The organism is Ideonella sp. sgz306126 (assembly GCF_056032705.1).
On record NZ_JBVYWP010000002.1, the window covers coordinates 85,552 to 105,003 of the forward strand.

At 72.3% G+C, this 19,452-nt stretch carries 19 protein-coding genes; 10 read left to right on the forward strand and 9 right to left on the reverse strand.

Annotation, left to right across the window (positions count from 1 at the left end):
• From narJ to AC0N04_RS04805, 7 genes are all read left to right on the forward strand, one after another.
• Complete coding sequence (gene narJ, locus AC0N04_RS04775) at window positions 1-696, forward strand: nitrate reductase molybdenum cofactor assembly chaperone (RefSeq protein ID WP_474279203.1); 696 nt, start codon at window positions 1-3, stop codon at window positions 694-696.
• Entirely contained in the window at window positions 693-1,421 is a 729-nt protein-coding gene (gene narI / locus AC0N04_RS04780; protein WP_474279205.1) for a respiratory nitrate reductase subunit gamma, read from the forward strand. Before narJ ends, narI begins: the two co-directional genes overlap by 4 nt.
• Window positions 1,422-1,437: 16 nt before the next feature.
• Entirely contained in the window at window positions 1,438-2,238 is an 801-nt protein-coding gene (locus AC0N04_RS04785) for a peptidylprolyl isomerase (RefSeq protein ID WP_474279207.1), read from the forward strand.
• A 67-nt stretch (window positions 2,239-2,305) separates the two neighbouring features.
• Window positions 2,306-2,722, forward strand: coding sequence for a SirB2 family protein (locus AC0N04_RS04790; RefSeq protein ID WP_474279209.1), 417 nt, complete (start codon window positions 2,306-2,308; stop codon window positions 2,720-2,722).
• Window positions 2,719-3,264, forward strand: coding sequence for a hemerythrin domain-containing protein (locus AC0N04_RS04795; protein ID WP_474279211.1), 546 nt, complete (start codon window positions 2,719-2,721; stop codon window positions 3,262-3,264). The genes AC0N04_RS04790 and AC0N04_RS04795 overlap by 4 nt, the downstream gene beginning before the upstream one ends.
• Complete coding sequence (locus tag AC0N04_RS04800) at window positions 3,261-5,234, forward strand: type IV pili methyl-accepting chemotaxis transducer N-terminal domain-containing protein (RefSeq protein WP_474279213.1); 1,974 nt, start codon at window positions 3,261-3,263, stop codon at window positions 5,232-5,234. Before AC0N04_RS04795 ends, AC0N04_RS04800 begins: the two co-directional genes overlap by 4 nt.
• A 4-nt stretch (window positions 5,235-5,238) precedes the next feature.
• Window positions 5,239-5,904 (forward strand): response regulator, encoded by a 666-nt coding sequence (locus AC0N04_RS04805; protein WP_474279215.1) that lies wholly within the window; start codon window positions 5,239-5,241, stop codon window positions 5,902-5,904.
• Between the two features lie 12 nt (window positions 5,905-5,916).
• On the opposite strand, the gene ccoG is transcribed toward AC0N04_RS04805, so the two are convergent.
• From ccoG to AC0N04_RS04820, 3 genes are all read right to left on the reverse strand, one after another.
• Window positions 5,917-7,377, reverse strand: a complete 1,461-nt coding sequence (gene ccoG, locus AC0N04_RS04810; RefSeq protein WP_474279217.1) for a cytochrome c oxidase accessory protein CcoG — start codon at window positions 7,375-7,377, stop codon at window positions 5,917-5,919.
• 63 nt (window positions 7,378-7,440) lie between these two features.
• Complete coding sequence (locus AC0N04_RS04815; protein WP_474279219.1) at window positions 7,441-7,734, reverse strand: DUF2249 domain-containing protein; 294 nt, start codon at window positions 7,732-7,734, stop codon at window positions 7,441-7,443.
• A gap of 68 nt (window positions 7,735-7,802) precedes the next feature.
• Window positions 7,803-9,014 carry an NnrS family protein gene (locus tag AC0N04_RS04820; protein WP_474279221.1) on the reverse strand — a complete coding sequence of 404 codons (1,212 nt, stop codon included), beginning with the start codon at window positions 9,012-9,014 and terminating at the stop codon, window positions 7,803-7,805.
• A gap of 123 nt (window positions 9,015-9,137) precedes the next feature.
• On the opposite strand from AC0N04_RS04820, the gene AC0N04_RS04825 reads away from it, so the two are divergent.
• Both AC0N04_RS04825 and AC0N04_RS04830 read left to right on the forward strand, forming a co-directional pair.
• Window positions 9,138-9,635, forward strand: coding sequence for an RrF2 family transcriptional regulator (locus AC0N04_RS04825; protein WP_474279223.1), 498 nt, complete (start codon window positions 9,138-9,140; stop codon window positions 9,633-9,635).
• Window positions 9,636-9,730: 95 nt separating this feature from the next.
• The gene (locus AC0N04_RS04830; protein ID WP_474279225.1) at window positions 9,731-10,072 is read left to right on the forward strand and encodes a cupin domain-containing protein; all 342 of its coding nucleotides are present in this window, start codon (window positions 9,731-9,733) and stop codon (window positions 10,070-10,072) included.
• A gap of 6 nt (window positions 10,073-10,078) precedes the next feature.
• On the opposite strand, the gene AC0N04_RS04835 is transcribed toward AC0N04_RS04830, so the two are convergent.
• The 6 genes from AC0N04_RS04835 to AC0N04_RS04860 all read right to left on the reverse strand — a co-directional run bounded on the left by AC0N04_RS04835 (window position 10,079) and on the right by AC0N04_RS04860 (window position 18,722).
• Window positions 10,079-13,216, reverse strand: a complete 3,138-nt coding sequence (locus AC0N04_RS04835) for an efflux RND transporter permease subunit (RefSeq protein WP_474279227.1) — start codon at window positions 13,214-13,216, stop codon at window positions 10,079-10,081.
• Window positions 13,213-14,730 (reverse strand): efflux RND transporter periplasmic adaptor subunit, encoded by a 1,518-nt coding sequence (locus tag AC0N04_RS04840; RefSeq protein WP_474279229.1) that lies wholly within the window; start codon window positions 14,728-14,730, stop codon window positions 13,213-13,215. The genes AC0N04_RS04835 and AC0N04_RS04840 overlap by 4 nt, the downstream gene beginning before the upstream one ends.
• The gene (locus AC0N04_RS04845) at window positions 14,727-15,968 is read right to left on the reverse strand and encodes a TolC family protein (protein ID WP_474279231.1); all 1,242 of its coding nucleotides are present in this window, start codon (window positions 15,966-15,968) and stop codon (window positions 14,727-14,729) included. Before AC0N04_RS04845 ends, AC0N04_RS04840 begins: the two co-directional genes overlap by 4 nt.
• Before the next feature lie 86 nt (window positions 15,969-16,054).
• The gene (locus AC0N04_RS04850; protein WP_474279233.1) at window positions 16,055-16,474 is read right to left on the reverse strand and encodes a hypothetical protein; all 420 of its coding nucleotides are present in this window, start codon (window positions 16,472-16,474) and stop codon (window positions 16,055-16,057) included.
• A gap of 55 nt (window positions 16,475-16,529) precedes the next feature.
• Window positions 16,530-17,744, reverse strand: a complete 1,215-nt coding sequence (locus tag AC0N04_RS04855; RefSeq protein ID WP_474279235.1) for a 6-phosphofructokinase — start codon at window positions 17,742-17,744, stop codon at window positions 16,530-16,532.
• A gap of 156 nt (window positions 17,745-17,900) precedes the next feature.
• Complete coding sequence (locus AC0N04_RS04860; RefSeq protein ID WP_474279237.1) at window positions 17,901-18,722, reverse strand: HoxN/HupN/NixA family nickel/cobalt transporter; 822 nt, start codon at window positions 18,720-18,722, stop codon at window positions 17,901-17,903.
• A gap of 274 nt (window positions 18,723-18,996) precedes the next feature.
• On the opposite strand from AC0N04_RS04860, the gene AC0N04_RS04865 reads away from it, so the two are divergent.
• Window positions 18,997-19,449, forward strand: coding sequence for a tripartite tricarboxylate transporter TctB family protein (locus AC0N04_RS04865; RefSeq protein ID WP_474279239.1), 453 nt, complete (start codon window positions 18,997-18,999; stop codon window positions 19,447-19,449).
• The last annotated feature ends 3 nt before the right edge of the window (window positions 19,450-19,452 follow it).

Sequence of the window (19,452 nt, forward strand, 5' to 3'; positions counted from 1 at the left end):
ATGAAGACGATGTCACGGACGCTGCGCGTGCTGGCTCACCTGCTGAGCTACCCCGACGCGGCGCTGCGCGCCCATGCGCAGGAAATGAACCAGGCGCTGCAGCAGGAGCAGGCGCTGTCGGCCGGCCGCCGCGCCGAGCTGGCGGCGCTGCTCGACCGGCTGGCCGGCACGACCACGCTCGGCGCCGAGGAAGCCTATGTCGAGGTCTTCGACCGCGGACGCGGCACGGCGCTGCACCTGTTCGAGCATGTGCACGGCGACTCGCGCGACCGCGGCCCGGCGATGGTGGACCTGCTCAAGACCTATGAGCAGGCCGGCCTGTACCTCGCGCCGGGCGAGTTGCCGGATCACCTGAGCGTGGTGCTGGAGTACGCCTCGACCCAGCCGCCGGCGCAGGCCCGCGACTTCCTGCGCGAGCTCAGCCACCTGCTGCGGGTGATCTTCAGCGCGCTGCTCCAGCGCCGCAGCCCCTACGCCAGCGTGCTGGCCGCGGTGCTCGACCTGGCGGGCGAGCCCGCCCAGGCCGTCAACGTGCCCGCCGAGATGCCGCTCGACGAGAGCTGGGCCGAGCCGCTGGCCTTCGATGGCTGCTCGGTCCAGGGCCAGGCCCGGCCCGGCTCGTCGCAGCCGATCCAGATCGTCCAACGGCCGCCCGCCGACCTTCCCCGCCCAGCCCAACCGGGAGCGCGACCATGAGCACCGCCGTCCAGACCTTCTTCTTCACCGTCTACCCCTACATCTGCCTGTCGGTGTTCCTGATGGGCAGCCTGGCCCGCTTCGACCGCGACCAGTACACCTGGAAGAGCGATTCGTCGCAGCTGCTGCGCGCCGGCCAACTACGCTGGGGCAGCAACCTGTTCCACGTCGGCATCCTGTTCCTGCTGTTCGGCCACACGGTGGGCCTGCTGACACCGCACGCGGTCTACGAGCCCTTCATCAGCGCGCCGGCCAAGCAGATGGTGGCGGTGGTCTCGGGCGGCCTGGCGGGGCTGGTCTGCTTCGTCGGGCTGACGTTGCTGCTGCACCGGCGCATCTTCGACCCGCGCATCCGCCTGACCAGCCACCGCACCGACCTGGCGATCCTGGTCATCCTGTGGATCCAGTTGAGTCTCGGGCTGGTGACGCTGCCGTTCTCGTTCGCCCACCGGGCCGATGCCCACGCGATGCTGATCCTGGCCGACTGGGCCCAGCACATCGTCACGCTCCGCCCGGAGGCCGGCGCGCTGGCGGTGATCGAATGGCCCTTCAAGCTGCACATGGTGCTGGGCATGACGATCTTCCTGCTGCTGCCTTTCAGCCGCCTGGTGCATGTGTGGAGCGGTCTGGCCTCGGTCAGCTACCTGTTCCGCCCGTACCAGATCGTGCGCTCGCGGCGCCTGAACCTGCCGGCCGGCCACACGCAGCCCCGCCGTTCGCTGTGATCGTCGGAGCCCAGCCATGACCCTGACCATGACCACGACGACCGAGCTGGCCCGCATCAACGGCGTGCCCCTGCTGCGCCCCGACGAGGCGCTGGACCCGACGGCGCTGCGCCAGCGCGCCTGCACCGAACTGTTGCGCCAGGCCGCAATCCGCGCCGGCCTGCTGAGCCCGACGGACGCCGAGCCGACCGACGGCGCGGTGTCGGACGAGGCCTCGGCGGCCATCGAGACCTTGCTGGAGCGCGAGCTGCCGCTGCCCGACCCGTCGGAGGACGCCTGCCGGCGCCTGTACGACGCCCACCCCGCCCGCTACGCGATCGGCGAACGGGTGCTGGCGCGCCACGTGTTGTTCGCGGTCACGCCCGGGCTGGATGTGGCCGCGCTGCGCCAGCGCGCCGAGGCCTGCCTGCTGGACCTGCGCTGCCAGGTCGCGCCCGACGGCGCCGTGGCCGAGGATCGCTTCTCCGAGGTGGCCCGCACGCAGTCGAACTGCCCCAGCGGCGAGCAGGGCGGCGCCCTGGGCTGGCTGAGCGCGGGCGACTGCGCTCCCGAGCTGGGGGCCGAGCTGTTCGGCCATCCCGAGGTGGGCGTGCTGCCGCGCCTGGTGCGCAGCCGCTTCGGTCTGCACGTGGTGGAGGTGCTGGCGCGCGAGCCCGGCACCATCCCGCCGTTCGAGTCCGTGCGGCCCGCGCTGGCCCAGGCGCTGCAGCGCCAGGCCTTCGCGACCGCGCTGCGCCAGTACCTGCAGCTGCTGGCGGGGCAGGCCCGCATCGTCGGGGTCGCGCTCGAAGCCGCCGATTCGCCGCTGGTGCAATGAGGGCCGCGGCGCGCCGGCGGCCGCCCCTGCCGCCGCCATGCCGCCGCCGCTGAGGCATCATCGACAGATGGCACCGATCGAGATCTACCCGGCGCTCAAGGCCGTCCACGTGAGCCTGGTGGCCTGCAGCGGCGCGCTGTTCGCCGGGCGCGGCGCGGCGCGGCTGGCCGGCCGCGGCGGCGTGATGGACCGGCGCTGGCGCTGGCTGAGCTACACCGTCGACACGCTGCTGCTGGCCGCCGGCCTGTCGCTGTGGGCGCTGCTGGGGCTGCACCTGTCGAGCTCGCCGTGGCTGGCCGCCAAGCTGGCCTGGCTGGGGGTCTACATCGTGCTGGGGTCGTTCGCGCTCAAGCGCGCCCGCAGCCCGGCCGGTCAGCGGGCCAGCTATGGCGCCGCGCTGCTGGTCTTCCTGTTCATCGCGTCGATCGCCTGGACCCACCGCCCGCTGGGCGCCTTCTCCCCTCTGCTGCAGCCCGCGCCATGACCACCCCCCTCTCGCTTCACGCCGCGCCGGCGGCCGGCTTCGACCAGCCGTTCGAGATGCTGGTGGCCTGCCACGAGCGGGTCGAGCGCATGCTGACGCTGCTCGAGCGCCTGCAGCAGCATCTGCAGCGCCACGGCGCCGACGCCGACGCCCGCCAGGCGGCGCTGGACGTGCTGCGCTACTTCGACCTCGCCGGCCCGGCCCACCACGAGGACGAGGAACGCCACGTCTTTCCGGTCCTGCGCGCCACGGCCGCGCCCCGCGTGCTGGCGCTGGTGGAACGCCTGCAGGCCGACCACCGCCAGATGACCCGGCAATGGGAGGCGCTGCGCGCCGATGTGCAGGCGGTGGCCGATCGACACCTGCCGCCTGCCGGCTTCGGCCCGCGCGGGCAGGCCTTCGGCGCGCTCTACCGCGACCACATCGCGACCGAGGAGCGCGACGCCTACCCGCTCGCGACCGCGCAGCTCGGCCCGGACGCGCTGGCCGCGATGGGCGACGAGATGGCCCGGCGGCGCGGCGCCCGCGGGCCCGCGCGGTGAACCCGCCGACGTTCCTCCCGGACGACCCGGGCGACCGGCCCCGGAGCGCGCCCGCGGCCGCGGACACCGCCACGGCGGCGCCGCGCGGGCCGCGGCGCAAGGGCTGGAGCCTGTCGGCCAAGCTGGGCGCGATCGGTGGCTCGCTGCTGGTGATGGCGCTGATCTCGATCGGGCTGACGCTGTGGGTCACCTGGCAGCTCGAAGGCGGGGCGGCCGCCGTCAACGAAGCCGGCCGCATGCGCATGCAGACCTGGCGCCTGGCCCAGACCCTGGCCGGCGGCGACGCGCAGCGCATCGCCACCTTCCTCGCCGACTTCGACCAGACCGTGCTGCTGCTGCGCACCGGCGATCCCGCACGGCCGCTGTTCGTGCCGCAGGACGGCCGCTCGCAGGCCGCCTTCGCCGAGGTGCAGCGCGACTGGCTGCGGCTGCGCCGGCAGTGGCAGCCGGGGCTCGACCACCCGGCCGGCCAGGTCGCCCGCCAGGCCGAAGCCTTCGTGGCCAAGGTCGACGCCTTCGTGCTGGCGATCGAGACCCAGATGTCGCGCTTGACCGCGATCCTCAACGCCTTCCAGTTCGTGATGGTGGCGCTGGCCATCGGCAGCGCCGTCACGCTGCTCTACGCCGCCTACCTGTTCGTCTTCAACCCGCTGTCGCGGCTGCAGTCCGGCCTGAACGAGGTGGCCGCCGGCGATTTCAGCGCCCGGGTGGAAGTGCAGTCCGACGACGAGTTCGGCGCGCTGTCGGCCGGCTTCAACCACATGGCGCAGACGCTGCAGGGCTTCTATCAGGACCTGGAGGCCAAGGTGCGGGAAAAGACCGTCGGCCTGGCCGCCCAGCATGCCCGACTCGCGGCGCTGTACGACGCCGCCGCCTTCGTGGCCCAGGCCGCGACGCTGGACGAACTGGCGCGCGGCTTCGCCGAGCAGATCCGCCGGGTCGCCCAGGCCGACGGCGCCGCGGTGCGCTGGGCCAACGACGACAACCAGCGCTACGTGCTGCTGGCCGGCGACGGCCTGCCTCAAGCGCTGGTGGACGACGAGCACTGCATCGCCACCGGCGCGTGCCTGTGCGGCGCCGCGCTGCACGAGGCCACCACGCGCGTGATCCCGATCCGCGGCGAGCACGCCGCCGGCGCCTCGACGCGGTCCTGCGAGCAGCTCGGCTTCGAGTCCATGATCCGCGTGCCGGTGCGGCTGCAGGAGCGCGTGGTCGGCGAGCTGGATCTGTTCTTCCGCCACGCCGTCACGCTGGCCCCGGACGACCGCGCGCTGCTCGAAACCCTGGCCAGCCACCTGGCCGGCGCGGCCGAGAGCCTGCGCGCCGGCGCGCTCGAGCGCGAGACCGCGGTCTCCGAGGAGCGCAGCCTGCTGGCTCGCGAGCTGCACGACTCGATCGCCCAGAGCCTGGCCTTCCTGAAGATCCAGGTCGGCCTGCTGCGCAGCGCGCTGCGCCGGCAGGATCAGGCGCAGATCGACAAGACGCTGGACGAACTCGACGCGGGCGTGCACGAGAGCACCTCCGATGTCCGAGAATTGCTGATGCACTTCCGCACCCGCGCCAACCCCGACGACATCGCCCCGGCGCTGCAGACCACGCTGCGCAAGTTCGAGCATCAGACCGGCCTGGCCACCGAACTGCGGATCGAAGGCCATGGCCTGCCGCTCGATGCCGACGTGCAGATCCAGGTGCTGCACGTGGTGCAGGAGGCCTTGTCCAACGTGCGCAAGCATGCGCGGGCGCGCCAGGTCCGCGTGACCGTCCAGCAGCGCCCGACCTGGCGCGTGGAGGTGCGCGACGACGGCCAGGGCTTCGCCATCGATCCGGCCGCCGACGACCAGACCCACGTCGGCCTGCGCATCATGCGCGAGCGCGCGCACAACATCGGCGCGAGCGTGGTCGTGGCCAGCGAACCCGGCGCCGGCACCTGCGTCACGCTGACGCTGCCCGAACGCCGGCAGGCGGCCTGACCGGATGACTGCCATGCCGATCCGCATCCTGGTGGTCGACGACCACACGCTGTTCCGCCGCGGCCTGATCGCGCTGCTGGCCGGCGACCCGCGCTTCGCCGTCGTTGCCGAGGCCGGCGACGCCAGCGAGGCCGAGCGGCGCGCCGCCGAGCAGCAGCCCGACGTGATCCTGCTCGACATCCACCTGCCCGGCGTGCGCGGGGTCGACGCGCTGGCCGACCTGAAGACGGCGGCGCCCGCCGCGAAGATCCTGATGCTGACCGTCAGCGAGGACGGCGACGACCTGGCCCGCGCGCTGCGGTCCGGCGCGCGCGGCTACCTGCTCAAGACCGCCGACGGCGATTTCCTGGCCGCCGCCATCGAGCGGGCGATGGCCGGCCACTCGGTGATCAGCCCGGAGATGACCGGCAAGCTGGTCAACGCCTTCCAGGCCCAGCAGGCCGAGGCCGACCCGGCGCCGGCGGACCCTCTGCAGGCGCTGTCGGCGCGCGAGCAGCAGATCCTGGCCCACATCGCCCAGGGGGCGAGCAACAAGGAGATCGCCCGCGCGCTGGCGATCGCCGAGACCACGGTCAAGATCCACGTGCAGCACATTCTTCGCAAGCTCAAGCTCAGCTCGCGGGTGCAGGCCGCGGTGATGATGGCCGGCCGCGGCGAGCGGCCCGCCTGAGGCCGCCGCCCGTTACTGCAGCACCAGGAAGGTCGACTTCTCCGTCTGCCGCGCCACGCCCGACAGCGCCGACACGGTGAAGCGGACCGGCACCGACCGGCCCTGCAGCGGCACCGCCGCCGCCTGCGGCAGGCGCAGGCTGACCACCATGTCTCGGATCTTCGTCGGCGGCACCGTCACCTCGGGCGCCGACACGCTGAGCCCGGCCGGGCCGCTGGCCGACACGCGGTAGCGCTGCGGCGTCTCGGTGCGGTTCATGATCTGGATGCGGTAGATGTTCTCGATCGCGCCGTTGTCGACCTCGCGGGCCAGCGCGCCGCGGTCCTTGATGACGTCGAAGCGGAATGGGCTGCGCAGCGCCAGGCTGGTGCCGAAGGCCAGCGCCGCCGCTGCCAGCAGGCCGCCGTAGATCAGCACCCGCGGCCGCAGCGCACGCCGGAACATCTGCCGCTTCGACAATCCCTGCGTCACGCCGTTCTCGGTCGAATAGCGGATCAATCCGGGGGCGTAGCCCATCTTGCCCATCACGCCATTGCAGACGTCGATGCAGGCGGCGCAGCCGATGCACTCGTTCTGCAGGCCGTTGCGGATGTCGATGCCGGTCGGGCAGACCTGGACGCACAGGCTGCAGTCGATGCAGTCGCCCAGGCCCAGCACGGCGGGGTCGGCCTGGCGCGGGCGCGAGCCGCGGGACTCGCCGCGGCCGGCGTCGTAGGTGATGATCAGCGAATCCTTGTCGATCAGCGCGCTCTGGAAGCGCGCATAGGGGCAGATGTACTTGCACATCTGCTCGCGCAGGTAGCCCGCGTTGGCATAGACCGCGAAGGCATAGAACAGGATCCAGAAGCTGTCCCACGGCGACACCGCGCCGTGCCCCACCGACGACACCAGCGCGCGGACCGGCGTGAAGTAGCCGACGAAGCTCAGCCCGGTCAGCAGGCTGATCGCCAGCCACGCGCCATGCTTGGCCGACTTGCGCGCCAGCTTGGCCGCGCTCCACGGCGCCTGGTCCAGCCGCATGCGGGCGATGCGGTCGCCTTCGGTGTGGCGCTCGACCCACATGAAGATCTCGGTGTAGACGGTCTGCGGACAGCTGTAGCCGCACCACAGCCGCCCGGCCACCGCGGTGAACAGGAACAGCGCCAGCGCCGAGATCACCAGCAGCGCGGCCAGGAAGATCAGGTCCTGCGGGTACAGCACCAACCCGCCGATGTAGAAGCGCTGCTCCTCCAGGTCGAACAGCACCGCCTGGCGACCGTTCCAGCTCAGCCAGGGCAGGCCGTAGAAGAACAGCTGGGTGAGCCAGACAAAGACCCAGCGCCAGCCGGCGAACCAGCCGCGCACCGAGCGGGCGTAGATCTCGATGCGCTTCTGATACATCGACACAAGTTCGGTACCCGCGCCGTCGCGGGCCGGCGATGACGGCGGCGCGGCCGGCAGCGGGACGATGGGGATGGTTCGCGGCAGGGACATGGGCAGGTCGGGTGAAGGCGCGGCGCGGCGCCGGCGCAGGACGAGGAGGGGATGGGTGCGCGCTCAGCCGCAGCAGGCGCCGCCCGAGCAGCAGCTGCCCGCTTCGGCCCGCGCGGCGGGTGCCAGCCGGGCGATCTCCAGGCGCCAGATCGCCGGGCCGCGCTCCAGGTAGGCGACGCCGAACGCCCCCGGACGCAGCCGTTCGATCTGCTGCAGCAGAGGCACCGGATCGTGGTCGTTGACCAGCGCGATCGCCTGGCGCTCGGCCAGGCCATCGAGCTGGGCGAAGATCAGGCGGTGGCGGTCGACCGGGGGCAGGGTGCGCACGTCCAGGGTCGAAACAGTCGTCGTCGTCATGGTCAGTCCTTGTCGTTGAGGAAATGCAAAGGTCCGGCTCGGCCCGGCGGGCCGCTGCAGGAAGGGGCTCAGCCGTCCTTGCCGTCGAGGCGGGGGCTGAGCAGCCACGGGGTGAAGACCTTCAGGTAGATCGCGAAGGCGCCGCTCCAGGCGGCGGCCGCGGCGGCCAGCGGCCAGCCGGTGCCGGGTTGCACCCACAGCGGCACCGCGCTGCGCAGCAGGGCCGCCGCCATCACCAGCGCATAGGCCAGCACCTCCGGCCGCGACACCTTCAGCGGGCGGCCGGTGTGGCCGCGCGCGGTGCGGGTGATCATGCCGATCACCAAGCCACCGGTGGCGCCGACGGTCAGCGCGTGCACGCCGGCCGACTCGGGCAGCGTGCCCAGCGCGTTCAGCGCCAGCAGGCCCAGGCCGATCGGCAGCCAGCCGTACGCGGCATGCAGGACCCAGAGGATGGGGCGCTGGCGGGTGACCCAGGGCTTCCAGCGCCACAGCCGCAGGGCGTGCAGCAGCGCGGCCAGACCCAGCGCGCCGGCCGCCAGCGGCGTGCCGGGCAGGAACACCCAGGCGGCCAGCCCGGCCGAGGTCGCGGCCAGCGTGGCCTGCGCCAGGCGCGGCTGCGGAACCAGCTTCAGCCCCGGCATCGCGCTGAGGGTGAACGCGGGGATCACCCGGCCGGCGATCACGCACTCGACGAGCACGATCAACGCCAGGCCCGCATGCAGCGCGGCCAGCGGCGGCAGCGCCAGCCAGCCCAGCATCGCGGCGTGGAACGCGGCGTTGCTCAGCGACAGCAGGCCGAGGATCAGCACCAGCGGCAGGTTGCGCACATTGCGTGCGCGCAGCAGCACCGTCGCCAGCACGCCCGCCACCAGCGGCAGCAGCGGCAGGTCGAGGGCGGCGTAGAGCCCGTACGGCCCGAGCACGCCCGCGATGCGGGTGGCGACCCAGAGCAGGGCCAGCGCGCCGAGGCCGGCGCCGCGCGGCGTGGCCAGCCCGGTCCAGGCCTTGCCCGCGGTCAGCAGGAAGCCGACGATCACCGCCGTCGCGAACCCGAACAGCATCTCGTGGGCATGCCACAGCATCGGTGCCAGCGGCAGGCGCGGCGAGAGCCGCCCCAGCGCGATCGCCGCCCACAGCGGCACCGCGGCGCAGGCCAACACCGCCGCCAGCAGGTAGAACGGCCGGAAGCCCAGGCGCAACCCCGGCCAGCCCGCGGGCGGACTCACGGACGCGGGTGCCGCGGCGGCGACGAACAGAGGCAGGACGGGCGATTTCATGGCGGCGGCGACGAGGCGGGTTGGCGTTCGGCAGGCAGGGCTGTAAGATGCATTTTTGATGCATGATATGTCGCCGGCCGACTTGAAGCAATACAAGAAATGCATCTTTAGAGGGTCTTTTCGATGCGACTGTCCGACTACACCGACTACACGTTGCGGGTGCTGATGTACTGCGCGACCCACCATGAGCGACTGGTCACGATCGCCGAGATCGCCGAGGCGCACCGGGTCTCGAAGAATCATCTGATGAAGATCGTCAACGACCTGGCCCGCCAGGGCGTGCTGGAGACCACGCGCGGCCGCGGCGGCGGGCTGCGCCTGCTCAAGCCGCCGTCGTCGATCCGCGTCGGCGACGTGGTGCGCGCGGCGGAGACCGATTTCCGGCTGGTCGAATGCTTCGATGCCGCGTCCGACACCTGCACCCTGACCCCGCACTGCCGGCTCAAGGGCGCGCTGGGCCAGGCGCTGGGCGCCTACTTCGCGGCCTTGGACGCGGTCACGCTGGACGACATCGCCGGCCCGTCGGTGACGACGGCCCGCCCCGCCCCGCCGCCGGCCCGCGCGGGCCGCAAGGTGGTGGCGATCGCCGGCCCGGTGCCGGCCGCGCCGCGCAGGCGCTGACCCGCCGCGGCGGCACGGCCGGGCAGCACCCACCGCAGTGGGGGCATCGCGGAGGGGGCAGACTGGCCCCTCGATCTCGCCACGGAGGACTTGTCATGGCCATCGAACACGCCACATCCGCCCAGGTGCTCAGCCTGCGCCCGCTCCAGGCCGATCTCGCCGCGCACCGCAGCCGCGCGATCGTCAAGACCGACGCGCTGGAAGTCATGCACGTGATCCTGCTGGCCGGCAAATCGCTGCCGGTGCACCAGGTGGCCGGCGAGCTCACGCTGCACTGCCTGGAAGGCCGGGTGGCGCTGACGCTGGACGACGGCGACCGGACCCTGTCGCACGGCGACTGGGTCTACCTGGCCGGCGGCACGGCCCACGGCGTGGCGGCGGTCGAGGACAGCGCGCTGCTGCTGACCGTGCTGCTGCAGCGCCACGCCGGCCCCTGAGCCCGGTCAGTCGCGACGCGGCGGCCGCGGCCGCCGCAGCAAGCGATACGCCGCCGGGATCACGAACATCGACAGCAGCGGCGCGGTGATCATGCCGCCGACCATCGGCGCCGCGATCCGGCGCATCACCTCGGAGCCGGCGCCGCTGCCGAGCAGGATGGGCAGCAGGCCGGCCAGGATCACCGCCACCGTCATCGCCTTGGGCCGCACCCGCAACACCGCGCCGTGCCGGATCGCCTGGTCGAGATCGGCCTCGCCGTGCAGCGTGCCGTCGGCCTCGCGCGCCGCCGTGGCCTGCTTCAGGTACAGCAGCATGATCACGCCGAACTCGGCCGAGACGCCGGCCAGCGCGATGAACCCGACGCCGGTCGCCACCGACAGGTTGTAGCCCGCCAGGTAGAGGAACCACACGCCGCCCACCAGCGCGAACGGCAGCGTGGCCATGATCAGCAAGGCATCGCCGACGCCGCCGAAGGTCAGGTAGAGCAGCACGAAGATGATCATCAGCGTCGCCGGCACGACCAGCTTCAGCCGCGCGTTGGCGCGCTCCATGTATTCGAACTGGCCCGAGTAGGCGATGCTGATGCCCGGCTGCAGCCGGACCTGCGACGCCACCGCGCTGCGCAGGTCGGCCACCACCGAGGCCAGGTCGCGTCCGCGCACGTCCACGTAGACCCAGCCCGACGGCCGGCCGTTCTCGCTCTTGAGCATCGGCGGGCCGTCGCTGACGCGCAGGCGCGCCACCGTGCCCAGCGTGATCTGCTGGCCGGTCTCGGTCAAGATCGGCAGCTGGCGCAGACCGTCGAGCGAGTCGCGCAGTTCGCGCGGATAGCGCACGTTGATCGGGTAGCGCGCCAGGCCCTCGACCGTCTCGCCGACGTTCTCTCCGCCGATGCTGGACGACACGATGGACTGCACGTCGGCGATGTTGAGCCCGTAGCGCGCAGCCGCCGCGCGATCGATGTCGACGTCGACATAGCGCCCGCCGGTCAACCGCTCGGCCAGCGCCGAGCTGACGCCCGGCACCGTCTTGGCCACCTGTTCGACCTGCTGCGCCACCTGGTCGATCCCGGCCAGGTCGGTGCCCGACACCTTGACCCCGATCGGACTCTTGATGCCGGTGGCCAGCATGTCGATCCGGTTGCGGATCGGCGGCACCCAGATGTTGGCCAGGCCCGGCACCTTCACGACCCGGTCCAGCTCGTCGACCAGCTTGGCCGGCGTCATGCCCGGCCGCCACTGGTCGCGCGGCTTGAACTGGATCGTCGTCTCGAACATCTCCATCGGCGCCGGGTCGGTCGCGCTCTCGGCACGGCCGGCCTTGCCGAACACGCGGGCCACCTCGGGCACGGTCTTGATCAGGCGGTCGGTCTGCTGCAGCAGTTCGCCGGCCTTGGCCGTCGACAGACCCGGCAAGGCCGAGGGCATGTAGAGCAGATCGCCCTCGTCCATCGCCGGCATGAATTCGCCGCCCAGCCGGGCGAGCGGCCAGGCCGTGGTCAGCAGCGCCAGCGCCGCCAGCACCAGCGTCGTCCGGGGCCGGCGCAGCACCGCGTCCAGCCAGGGGCTGTAGTGCCGGATCAGCCAGCGGTTGAGCGGGTTCTGGTGCTCGTCCGGGATGCGGCCGCGGATCCAGTACCCCATCAGCACCGGCACCAGGGTCACCGACAGGCCGGCGGCCGCGGCCATCGCGTAGGTCTTGGTCAGGGCCAGCGGCCCGAACAGCCTGCCCTCCTGGGCCTGCAACGTGAAGACCGGGATGAAGGACAGCGTGATGATCAGCAGCGAGAAGAACAGCGCCGGGCCGACCTCGGCCGCCGCGTCGGCGATCACCGTCCAGTGGGCCTCGCCGCGCAGCGTCTCGCCGGGATGGCGCTGCCGCCAGGCCTCGATCCGCTTGTGCGCGTTCTCGATCATCACGACCGCCGCGTCGACCATCGCGCCGACCGCGATCGCAATGCCGCCCAGCGACATGATGTTGGCGTTGACGCCCTGGTAGCGCATCACGACGAAGGCCATCATCACCCCCAGCGGCAGCGAGACGATGGCCACCAGCGCCGAGCGCAGATGCCACAGGAACAGGCCGCAGACCAGCGCCACCACGATGAACTCCTCGAGCAGCTTGTGCGACAGGTTCTCGATCGCCCGGTCGATCAGCTCGCTGCGGTCGTAGGTCGGCACGATCTCCACGCCGGGCGGCAGGCTCCTGGCCAGCGTCGCCAGCTTCGCCTTGACCGCGGCGATGGTCTCGCGCGCGTTCTTGCCCGAGCGCAGGATCACCACGCCGCCCACCGTCTCGCCCTGGCCGTCCAGCTCGGCGATGCCGCGCCGCATCTCCGGCCCGACCTGCACCGTCGCCACGTCGCCCAGCAGGACCGGCACGCCGGCCGGCGTGGCGGCGAGCGGGATGTGGCGGAAGTCGTCCAGCGTCTTCAGGTAGCCGTTGGCTCGCACCATGTAGTCGGTCTCGGCCATCTCCAGCACCGAGCCGCCGGTCTCCTGGTTGGCCTTGCGGATCGCGTCGATGACCTTGGACTGCGGGATGCGGTAGGCTGCCAGCTTCAGCGGATCGAGCACCACCTGGTACTGCTTGACCATGCCACCGACGGTCGCGACCTCGGCCACGTTGGGCAGGCTCTTGAGCTCGTATTTCAGGAACCAGTCCTGCAGGCTGCGCAGCTGGGACAGGTCGTGCGCGCCGCTGCGGTCCACCAGCGCGTACTCGTAGACCCAGCCCACGCCGGTGGCATCCGGGCCCAGCGAGGCCTGGGCGCCGGCCGGCAGCCGGCCCTGCACCTGGTTCAGGTATTCGAGCACCCGCGAACGCGCCCAGTACAGGTCGGTGCCGTCCTCGAACAGCACGTAGACGAACGAATCGCCGAAGAACGAATAGCCGCGCACCGTCTTGGCCCCGGGCACCGACATCATGGTCGTGGCCAGCGGATAGGTGACCTGGTTCTCGACGATCTGCGGCGCCTGGCCCGGGTCGCTGGTGCGGATGATGACCTGCACGTCCGACAGGTCGGGCAGCGCATCGACCGGCGTGGTGCGCACCGCCCAGACGCCCCAGGCGGCGAAGAACAGCGTGGCCAGCAGCACCAGGAAGCGATGGGTGATGGCGCCGCGGATGAGGCCGGCGATCATCGCGCACCTCCGCTCTTGCGCAGCAGCTCGATGACGTTCTCGTCGTCGCGCTGGCGGAAGCCGAAGTGCACGCGGTCGCCGGGCTTGAGCGTCGCGGCCAGCGCCGGGTCGGCGAGCTGGAACGGCATGGTCATCGGCCCCCAGCCGAGCGACTTGACCGGGCCGTGCGACAACACGATCTCGCGGCCATCGATCGACTCGACCGTGCCGTCGGCCTCATGGAGCACCGATGCGGCCGGTGCGGCGGCCGAGGCTGCAGAGGCCGTCGCCGCGGGAGCCGCAGCAGCGTCCGACGCGCCCGCCATGCGGGCCAGCACGCCCTGCAGGCTGGCCTCGGAATCGATCAGGAACTGGCCCGACGCGACGATGCGCTGCCCTTCCCGCAAGCCGTCGAGCACCGCCACCTGGCCCTGGGCTTCGCGGCCGAGCCGGACCTCCACCGGCTCGAAGCGGCCACCGTCCAGCGCGCGCAGCACGACATTGCGCGTGCCGGTGCGCAGCACGGCCTCGCTGGGCACGTGCAGCACCGGCCCGTCGCTGCCGGCGGCCACGCGGACCTGCGCGAACAGGCCGGCGCGCAGCCGCCCTCCGGGGTTGGGCAGCTCGACGCGCACGCTGAGCGTGCGGCTGTCCGCATTGGCCTGCGGCAGCACCGCCACCACCTTGCCGGACAGCGCCCGGCCGGGATCGGTGGCCAGGCTGACCTGGACCGGGTTGCCGACCGCGACCCCACCGGCCTGCGCCTCGGGCACCGCCACGTCGATCCAGACGGGATCCAGGCCGTTGATGCGGGCCAGCGGCATGCCGGCGCCGAGCGACATGCCGGTGCGCACGTCCAGCGACTGGATCACGCCGCCGATCGGCGCGGCCACCGTCACCACCGCGTGGACCCGGCGGGTCGCGGCGACGCGGTCGATCAGCTCGGCCGGCATGCCCTGCAGCACCATGCGCTCGCGGGCGGCCTGCGCCAGCCCGGCGTCGCCGGAGGCCAGCAGCGCGAGGAACTCGGTCTGCGAGCCGGCCCAGTCCGGCACCAGCAGGTCGGCCAGCGGTGCGCCCTTGGCCACCACGTCACCCGGCGCGCGGGCGTAGACGCGTTCGACGAAACCGGCGCTGCGGGCCTGCACGACGGCCACCTGACGGTCGTTCCACTGCACGGTGCCGACCGCGTCGACCGCCGCCGTCAGCGGCCCGCGCTCGACCGTCGCCAGCCGCAGCCCCAGGTTCTGCGCCATGCCCGGATCGATCTTGACGCCGCTCTCGGCGGCGCCGTCGTCGGCGTACTTGGCGACCAGCTGCATGTCCATGAACGGCGACTTGCCCGGTTTGTCGAAATGCTGCCCGGGCGACATCGGGTCGTACCAGTACAGGACCTTGCGCCCGTCCGTCGCGCCGGACGGCGCGCCCTGGGCCGGCGCGCTGGCGCGATGCGAGGCCAGCCCGTAGCCGAGGCCGGCGCCGAGGGCCGCGATGACGGCGGCCAGCACGGCCGCCTGGATCTTGTCGAGGGTCATGGCGCGTCTCCGCTGTCCGCGAAATGCAGCCGGGCGGCCGCGGTGGCTTGCTGGGCCTGCAGATCGACGATGCGCAGGTCCTGGTCGATGCGCTCCCTGCGCGCGGCGAGCACCGCGTTCAAGTCGCCCTTGCCGGCCTGGTAGCTGGCGGTCTGCAGCGCGAGCTTTTGCTCGATCAGCGGCAGCACGGTGTGCTCGGCCCGGTCCCGCTGGCGGGTCAGCGCGGCGTACTCGGCCAGCCGGCTGTCGAGTTCGCCGGCGTGCTCGCGCAGCAGGCCGTCGCGTTCGGCGTCGATGCGCCTGAGGTCCTGCTGCCGCGCGGCGATCAGCGGGTCCTGCCGGGTGGCCGGCGACACCGGGAGCTCGAAGGTGAACTGGATCGACACCATGTTGCCGTACTGCGGCGCGCGGCGCTGGTAGGCCAGCTCGACGCCCCAGTCCGACTTCTTCGTCGCCTGGGCCTCGCGCAGCTCGGCTTCGGCCTGGCGGGTCTCGGCCGCGAAGGCCAGCCAGTCGGGATGCCGGTGCAGGCGCTCGCGCAGCTGCTGCGCATCGACCGTCCACTGCGGCGGATCGCCGGCCAGGCCATCGTCGGCCTGCGACCCCAGCTGCTGGCCCAGGCGCGACCGCGCCTGGGCGATGTCGCGCGCCAGGTCGTCGCGCCGGTCGGCCAGCTGGGCCGCTTCCTGTTGCGGCGCGACCGCGTCGGCGACCGGTCCGCGGCCGGCCGCCAGCTGCGCAGCGACCGTGCGGGCCAGCAGCGCGTTCTCGCGGTCCAACGCGTCGAGCAGCCGCTCCTTGCGCCGCAGGTAGTAAAGGTCCAGCCAGGCCAGCGCGGCGTCCCGCCGCACGGCCAGCCGGGCCACCTGGCGGCGGGCGTCGGCCACGTCGATGCGGGCCGCGGCCACCGCCTCGCGGGCATGGCGCTTGTCGGCGTTCGGCACGTCCTGCGCCACGCCGACCTTCTGCATCGTCATGCCGTCGGCTTGCAGTTGCCAGGCCTCGGTGCCGGACACCGGCAGATTCTCGATCCCCGCGAACAGCTTGGGATCGGGCCAGGCGCCGGCAGCGCCGGCGGCCGAGCGGGCGGCCTCCACCTGCGCGGTGTCGGCCGCCAGCGCGGGCGACTGGCGCTCGGCCAGATCGAGCGCGGCCGTGAAACTCAGCGGCGCGGCCTGGGCCAGGCCGGCCACGCCGGCCAGCAGCGGCAGGACGGCGCTTCTCAAACAGGAGAGCATGCTCCAACTCCATGACAGATCGGTGCGCAGCCAGCGCACGGAGGGCCCGGCGGCGACGCCGCCCGGGGCCACGATTCAGACCGGGGTCAGAGCGCGCGGGGAGGTCGCCACAGGCCGCGCGGCGCGCGCGACGGGACCACCGCGTGCATCGCCACCACGACGCGGTGCACCGCGGTGGGTTCGGGCAGCTCGCCGACCGCGACCGGCAACGCGCTGAACGTGCTGCAGGCCTTGCACGCCTGGCCCGACTTGCAGGGCTGGTGCAGGCTGGCGTGGCCGGGCGCGTCGCCGCAGCACGCGTGCCCGGCCGTGGCGCTGATCGCTCCCATGCCGGCGGCGGCGTGCGCCAGGTGACCGGCAGCGCCATGCGCCGGGCCGCTGCCCGCGGAGACCGGGTGCTGCATCGGACAGGCCGGGCCCGCGTCGGGCGCGGCGACCCGCGCCGCCGCCACCAGCGGCACGGCCATCGACAACAACACCGCAAGCAGCAGCCGCAGGACTTTCATGGGCGGTATTTTGAACCCAGGGCCGCGGCGCGGGAAGGATTCATCGGGCGGCCGGTCAGCGGCGCAGCACCTTGGGCACGGCATTGGGCCGCAGCCGGTAGGCGTCGGGCATGGCCGAGCCCAGCAGCGGCCGCAGGTACAGCCGGAAGGCATCGGTGACATCGGTGCCGCTGGCGCTGATGAAGGCGTCGTCCATCACCCGGGTCTTGCCGGCGACCGCCTCCAGCGGCACCAGTTCGTAGTCGACCGAGTAGAAGCCGGTGCGTTTGATCGCCACCGAGCCGTCGCGGTCGCCCCACATCGCGTACTGCACCGCCTTCTCGCCGACTTCGCGCGCCTCGCGCTGGTCGACGTCGCTGACGCAGCCGATGAAGCTGCGCTGCACGTAGCCGAAGGTGTCGCCGCGCACCCGTTTGATGCCCAGGTTGCGCTTGATCTCCTCGCACAACAGGTCGGCCAGCGCACCGCTGCCCGAGAGCTGCACGTTGCCGTGGGCATCGTGCTCCAGGTCCTTGGCGAGCTGGGCGGCGATCAGCTGGCCGGAGGCGTCGTGGATGCCCTCGGAGACCGCGATCACGCAGCGGCCATGGCGCTCGTGCATGGCCTTCACGTCGGCCAGGAATTTCGGGATCTCGAAGCTTCGCTCGGGGACGTAGATCAGGTGCGGGCCGTCATCGGGGAATTTCTTGCCCAGCGCCGACGCCGCCGTCAGGAAGCCGGCGTGCCGGCCCATCACCACCGCCAGGTAGACGCCGGGCAGCGCGGCGTTGTCCAGGTTGGCGCCGGCGAAGGCCTGGGCCACGAATCGCGCCGCCGACGGGAAGCCGGGCGTGTGGTCGTTGCCCACCAGGTCGTTGTCGATGGTCTTCGGGATGTGAATGCAGCGCAGCGGGTAGCCCGCCGCGCGGGCCTGCTCGCTGACGATGCGCACCGTGTCCGACGAATCGTTGCCGCCGATGTAGAAAAAGTGCTCGATGCCGTGCGCCTGCAGCACCTTGAAGATCTCCTGGCAATAAGCCAGATCGGGCTTGTCGCGCGTGCTGCCCAGCGCCGAGGCGGGCGTGCCGGCGACCAGTTCGAGGTTGTGGCTGGTCTCCTGGGTCAGGTCGACGAAGTCTTCGTTGACGATGCCACGCACGCCGTGGCGGGCGCCGTAGACCTGGGTGATGCCGCGGTGGCGCCGTGCTTCCAGCACCACGCCGACCAGCGACTGGTTGATGACAGCGGTGGGGCCGCCGCCCTGCGCGACGAGGATCTTGCCGGTGGACATGACTGCCTTTCGTGAAATGGGACCAAGGGTCGCCGCTGGCGGCCCGGCGAGACTATACGGGCCGCCCGCCAGGGTAGGCGCAAACTCCCCGCTGCAAGAGGGCCGGCCTGCGACCTTGCGAGCATGGGCAACGAGCGGCGATCTGCATCCGGTTCATCACGCGCGCCGTCCCGAGCGGACGCTATGCCTTGCCAACACCAGGGCCACGAGGTAGCCCGCGGCCATCACGCCCAGCACGCAGGCACCGATCGCCAGTTCGCGCCCGCTTTCCCAGGCGTTGAAGAGCGGTGACACCCAGCGCGCCACGCCCAGCCCGGCGACCAGCAGGCTGACGCCGGCGACCGCGGCGCCCATCACCCGCGAGGCGACGACGGCGAGCTGATCGGCACGGGCGATCAGGTGCGAGATCCACCAGCCATTCAGGCCGTCGGTCGCCAACATGCCGGCGACGAACAACAGCCCCAGCGTCAGCGACCGGCCGGGACCGCCGAACTGGGCGGCGGTGGCGGCGAACAGCGCGGATTGGCTCAGCGTGTCGAAGGACAGGGCAAACAGCGAGCCCACGCCCGCCACGCCCCAGGCACTCCGAGCCTGGACCAGCCGGCCCAGCCAGCGGCCCTTCAAGCCGACCGGTGTGACCAACTGGCCCGGGGTGGCCGACAGCACGGCGCGCAGGTTGACGACCCCCAGCCCGATCAGGAACATGATGGACACACCGGAGCCGAAGCCATCGAGCCAGGCCGGAGGCAGCCACGAGCGGCTGACCAGGCCCACCGCCAGGGCAATGGCCATGACCACCGCGCCGTGGCCGAGCGAGAACAGGGTCCCGCACCAGCGCGCCAGGGGGCTGCCGCGGCGCAGGCTCAGGCGGGTCAGGCCGTCGATGGTGGCCAGGTGGTCGGCGTCGAAGCCGTGGCGCATGCCCAGCAGATAGACCACGAGGCACAAGGCCGTCCAGTCGGTGGGAAGATCGTGCATCGGTGTGGAGTATGAGCAGGTTCTTCCTCGTCATACAAATCGCATGCCAGGATTCCACGGCGCCCCGGATCGCCGGCAGGACGGGCGGCCCTGGGATTCATCCCTGAGGTCCACCGGTCCGATTCGGAACGTTCGTCGCACCGCCGACGTCCACCGGCATCCGCCTCCGGCCTCGCGGCGGGGCCCCGAGTGCCGCTGCTAGACTGCCCCGGCCCCGCGCGCCACGCGGCGGCTGCCGATCCACCGCCCCGCCGCCACCCCCACGGAGACCCGTTTGCCGTCACTGCGCCGCATCCACAAGGACCACTACGGTGCGGCCCTGATGATCCTCATCGGGACCGCGGTGGTGACGATCGGCTCGGGCTACCACGTGGGCCACCTGACCCACATGGGCGCGGGCTTCATGCCGGTGCTGTACGGCAGCCTGCTGATCGCCGTCGGCGTGCTGCTGGGCCTGGGCGCGCGGCCGGCCGGCCCGGCCACGGCGGCCACGCCGCAATGGCGCGGCTGGGCCTGCATCCTGGGCGGGGTGGCGGCCTTCGTGCTGCTGGGCCGCCACGGCGGCCTGCTGCCGGCGACCTTCGCGTCGGTGTTCGTCGCCGCGCTGGGCGACCGCCAGAACTCGCTGCGCGACGCCGCGCTGCTGGCGCTGGCGATGACGGTGGCCAGCGAGCTGATCTTCAGCCTGGCGCTGCGCCTGCCGCTGCCGGCCTTCGCCTGGGGCTGACGC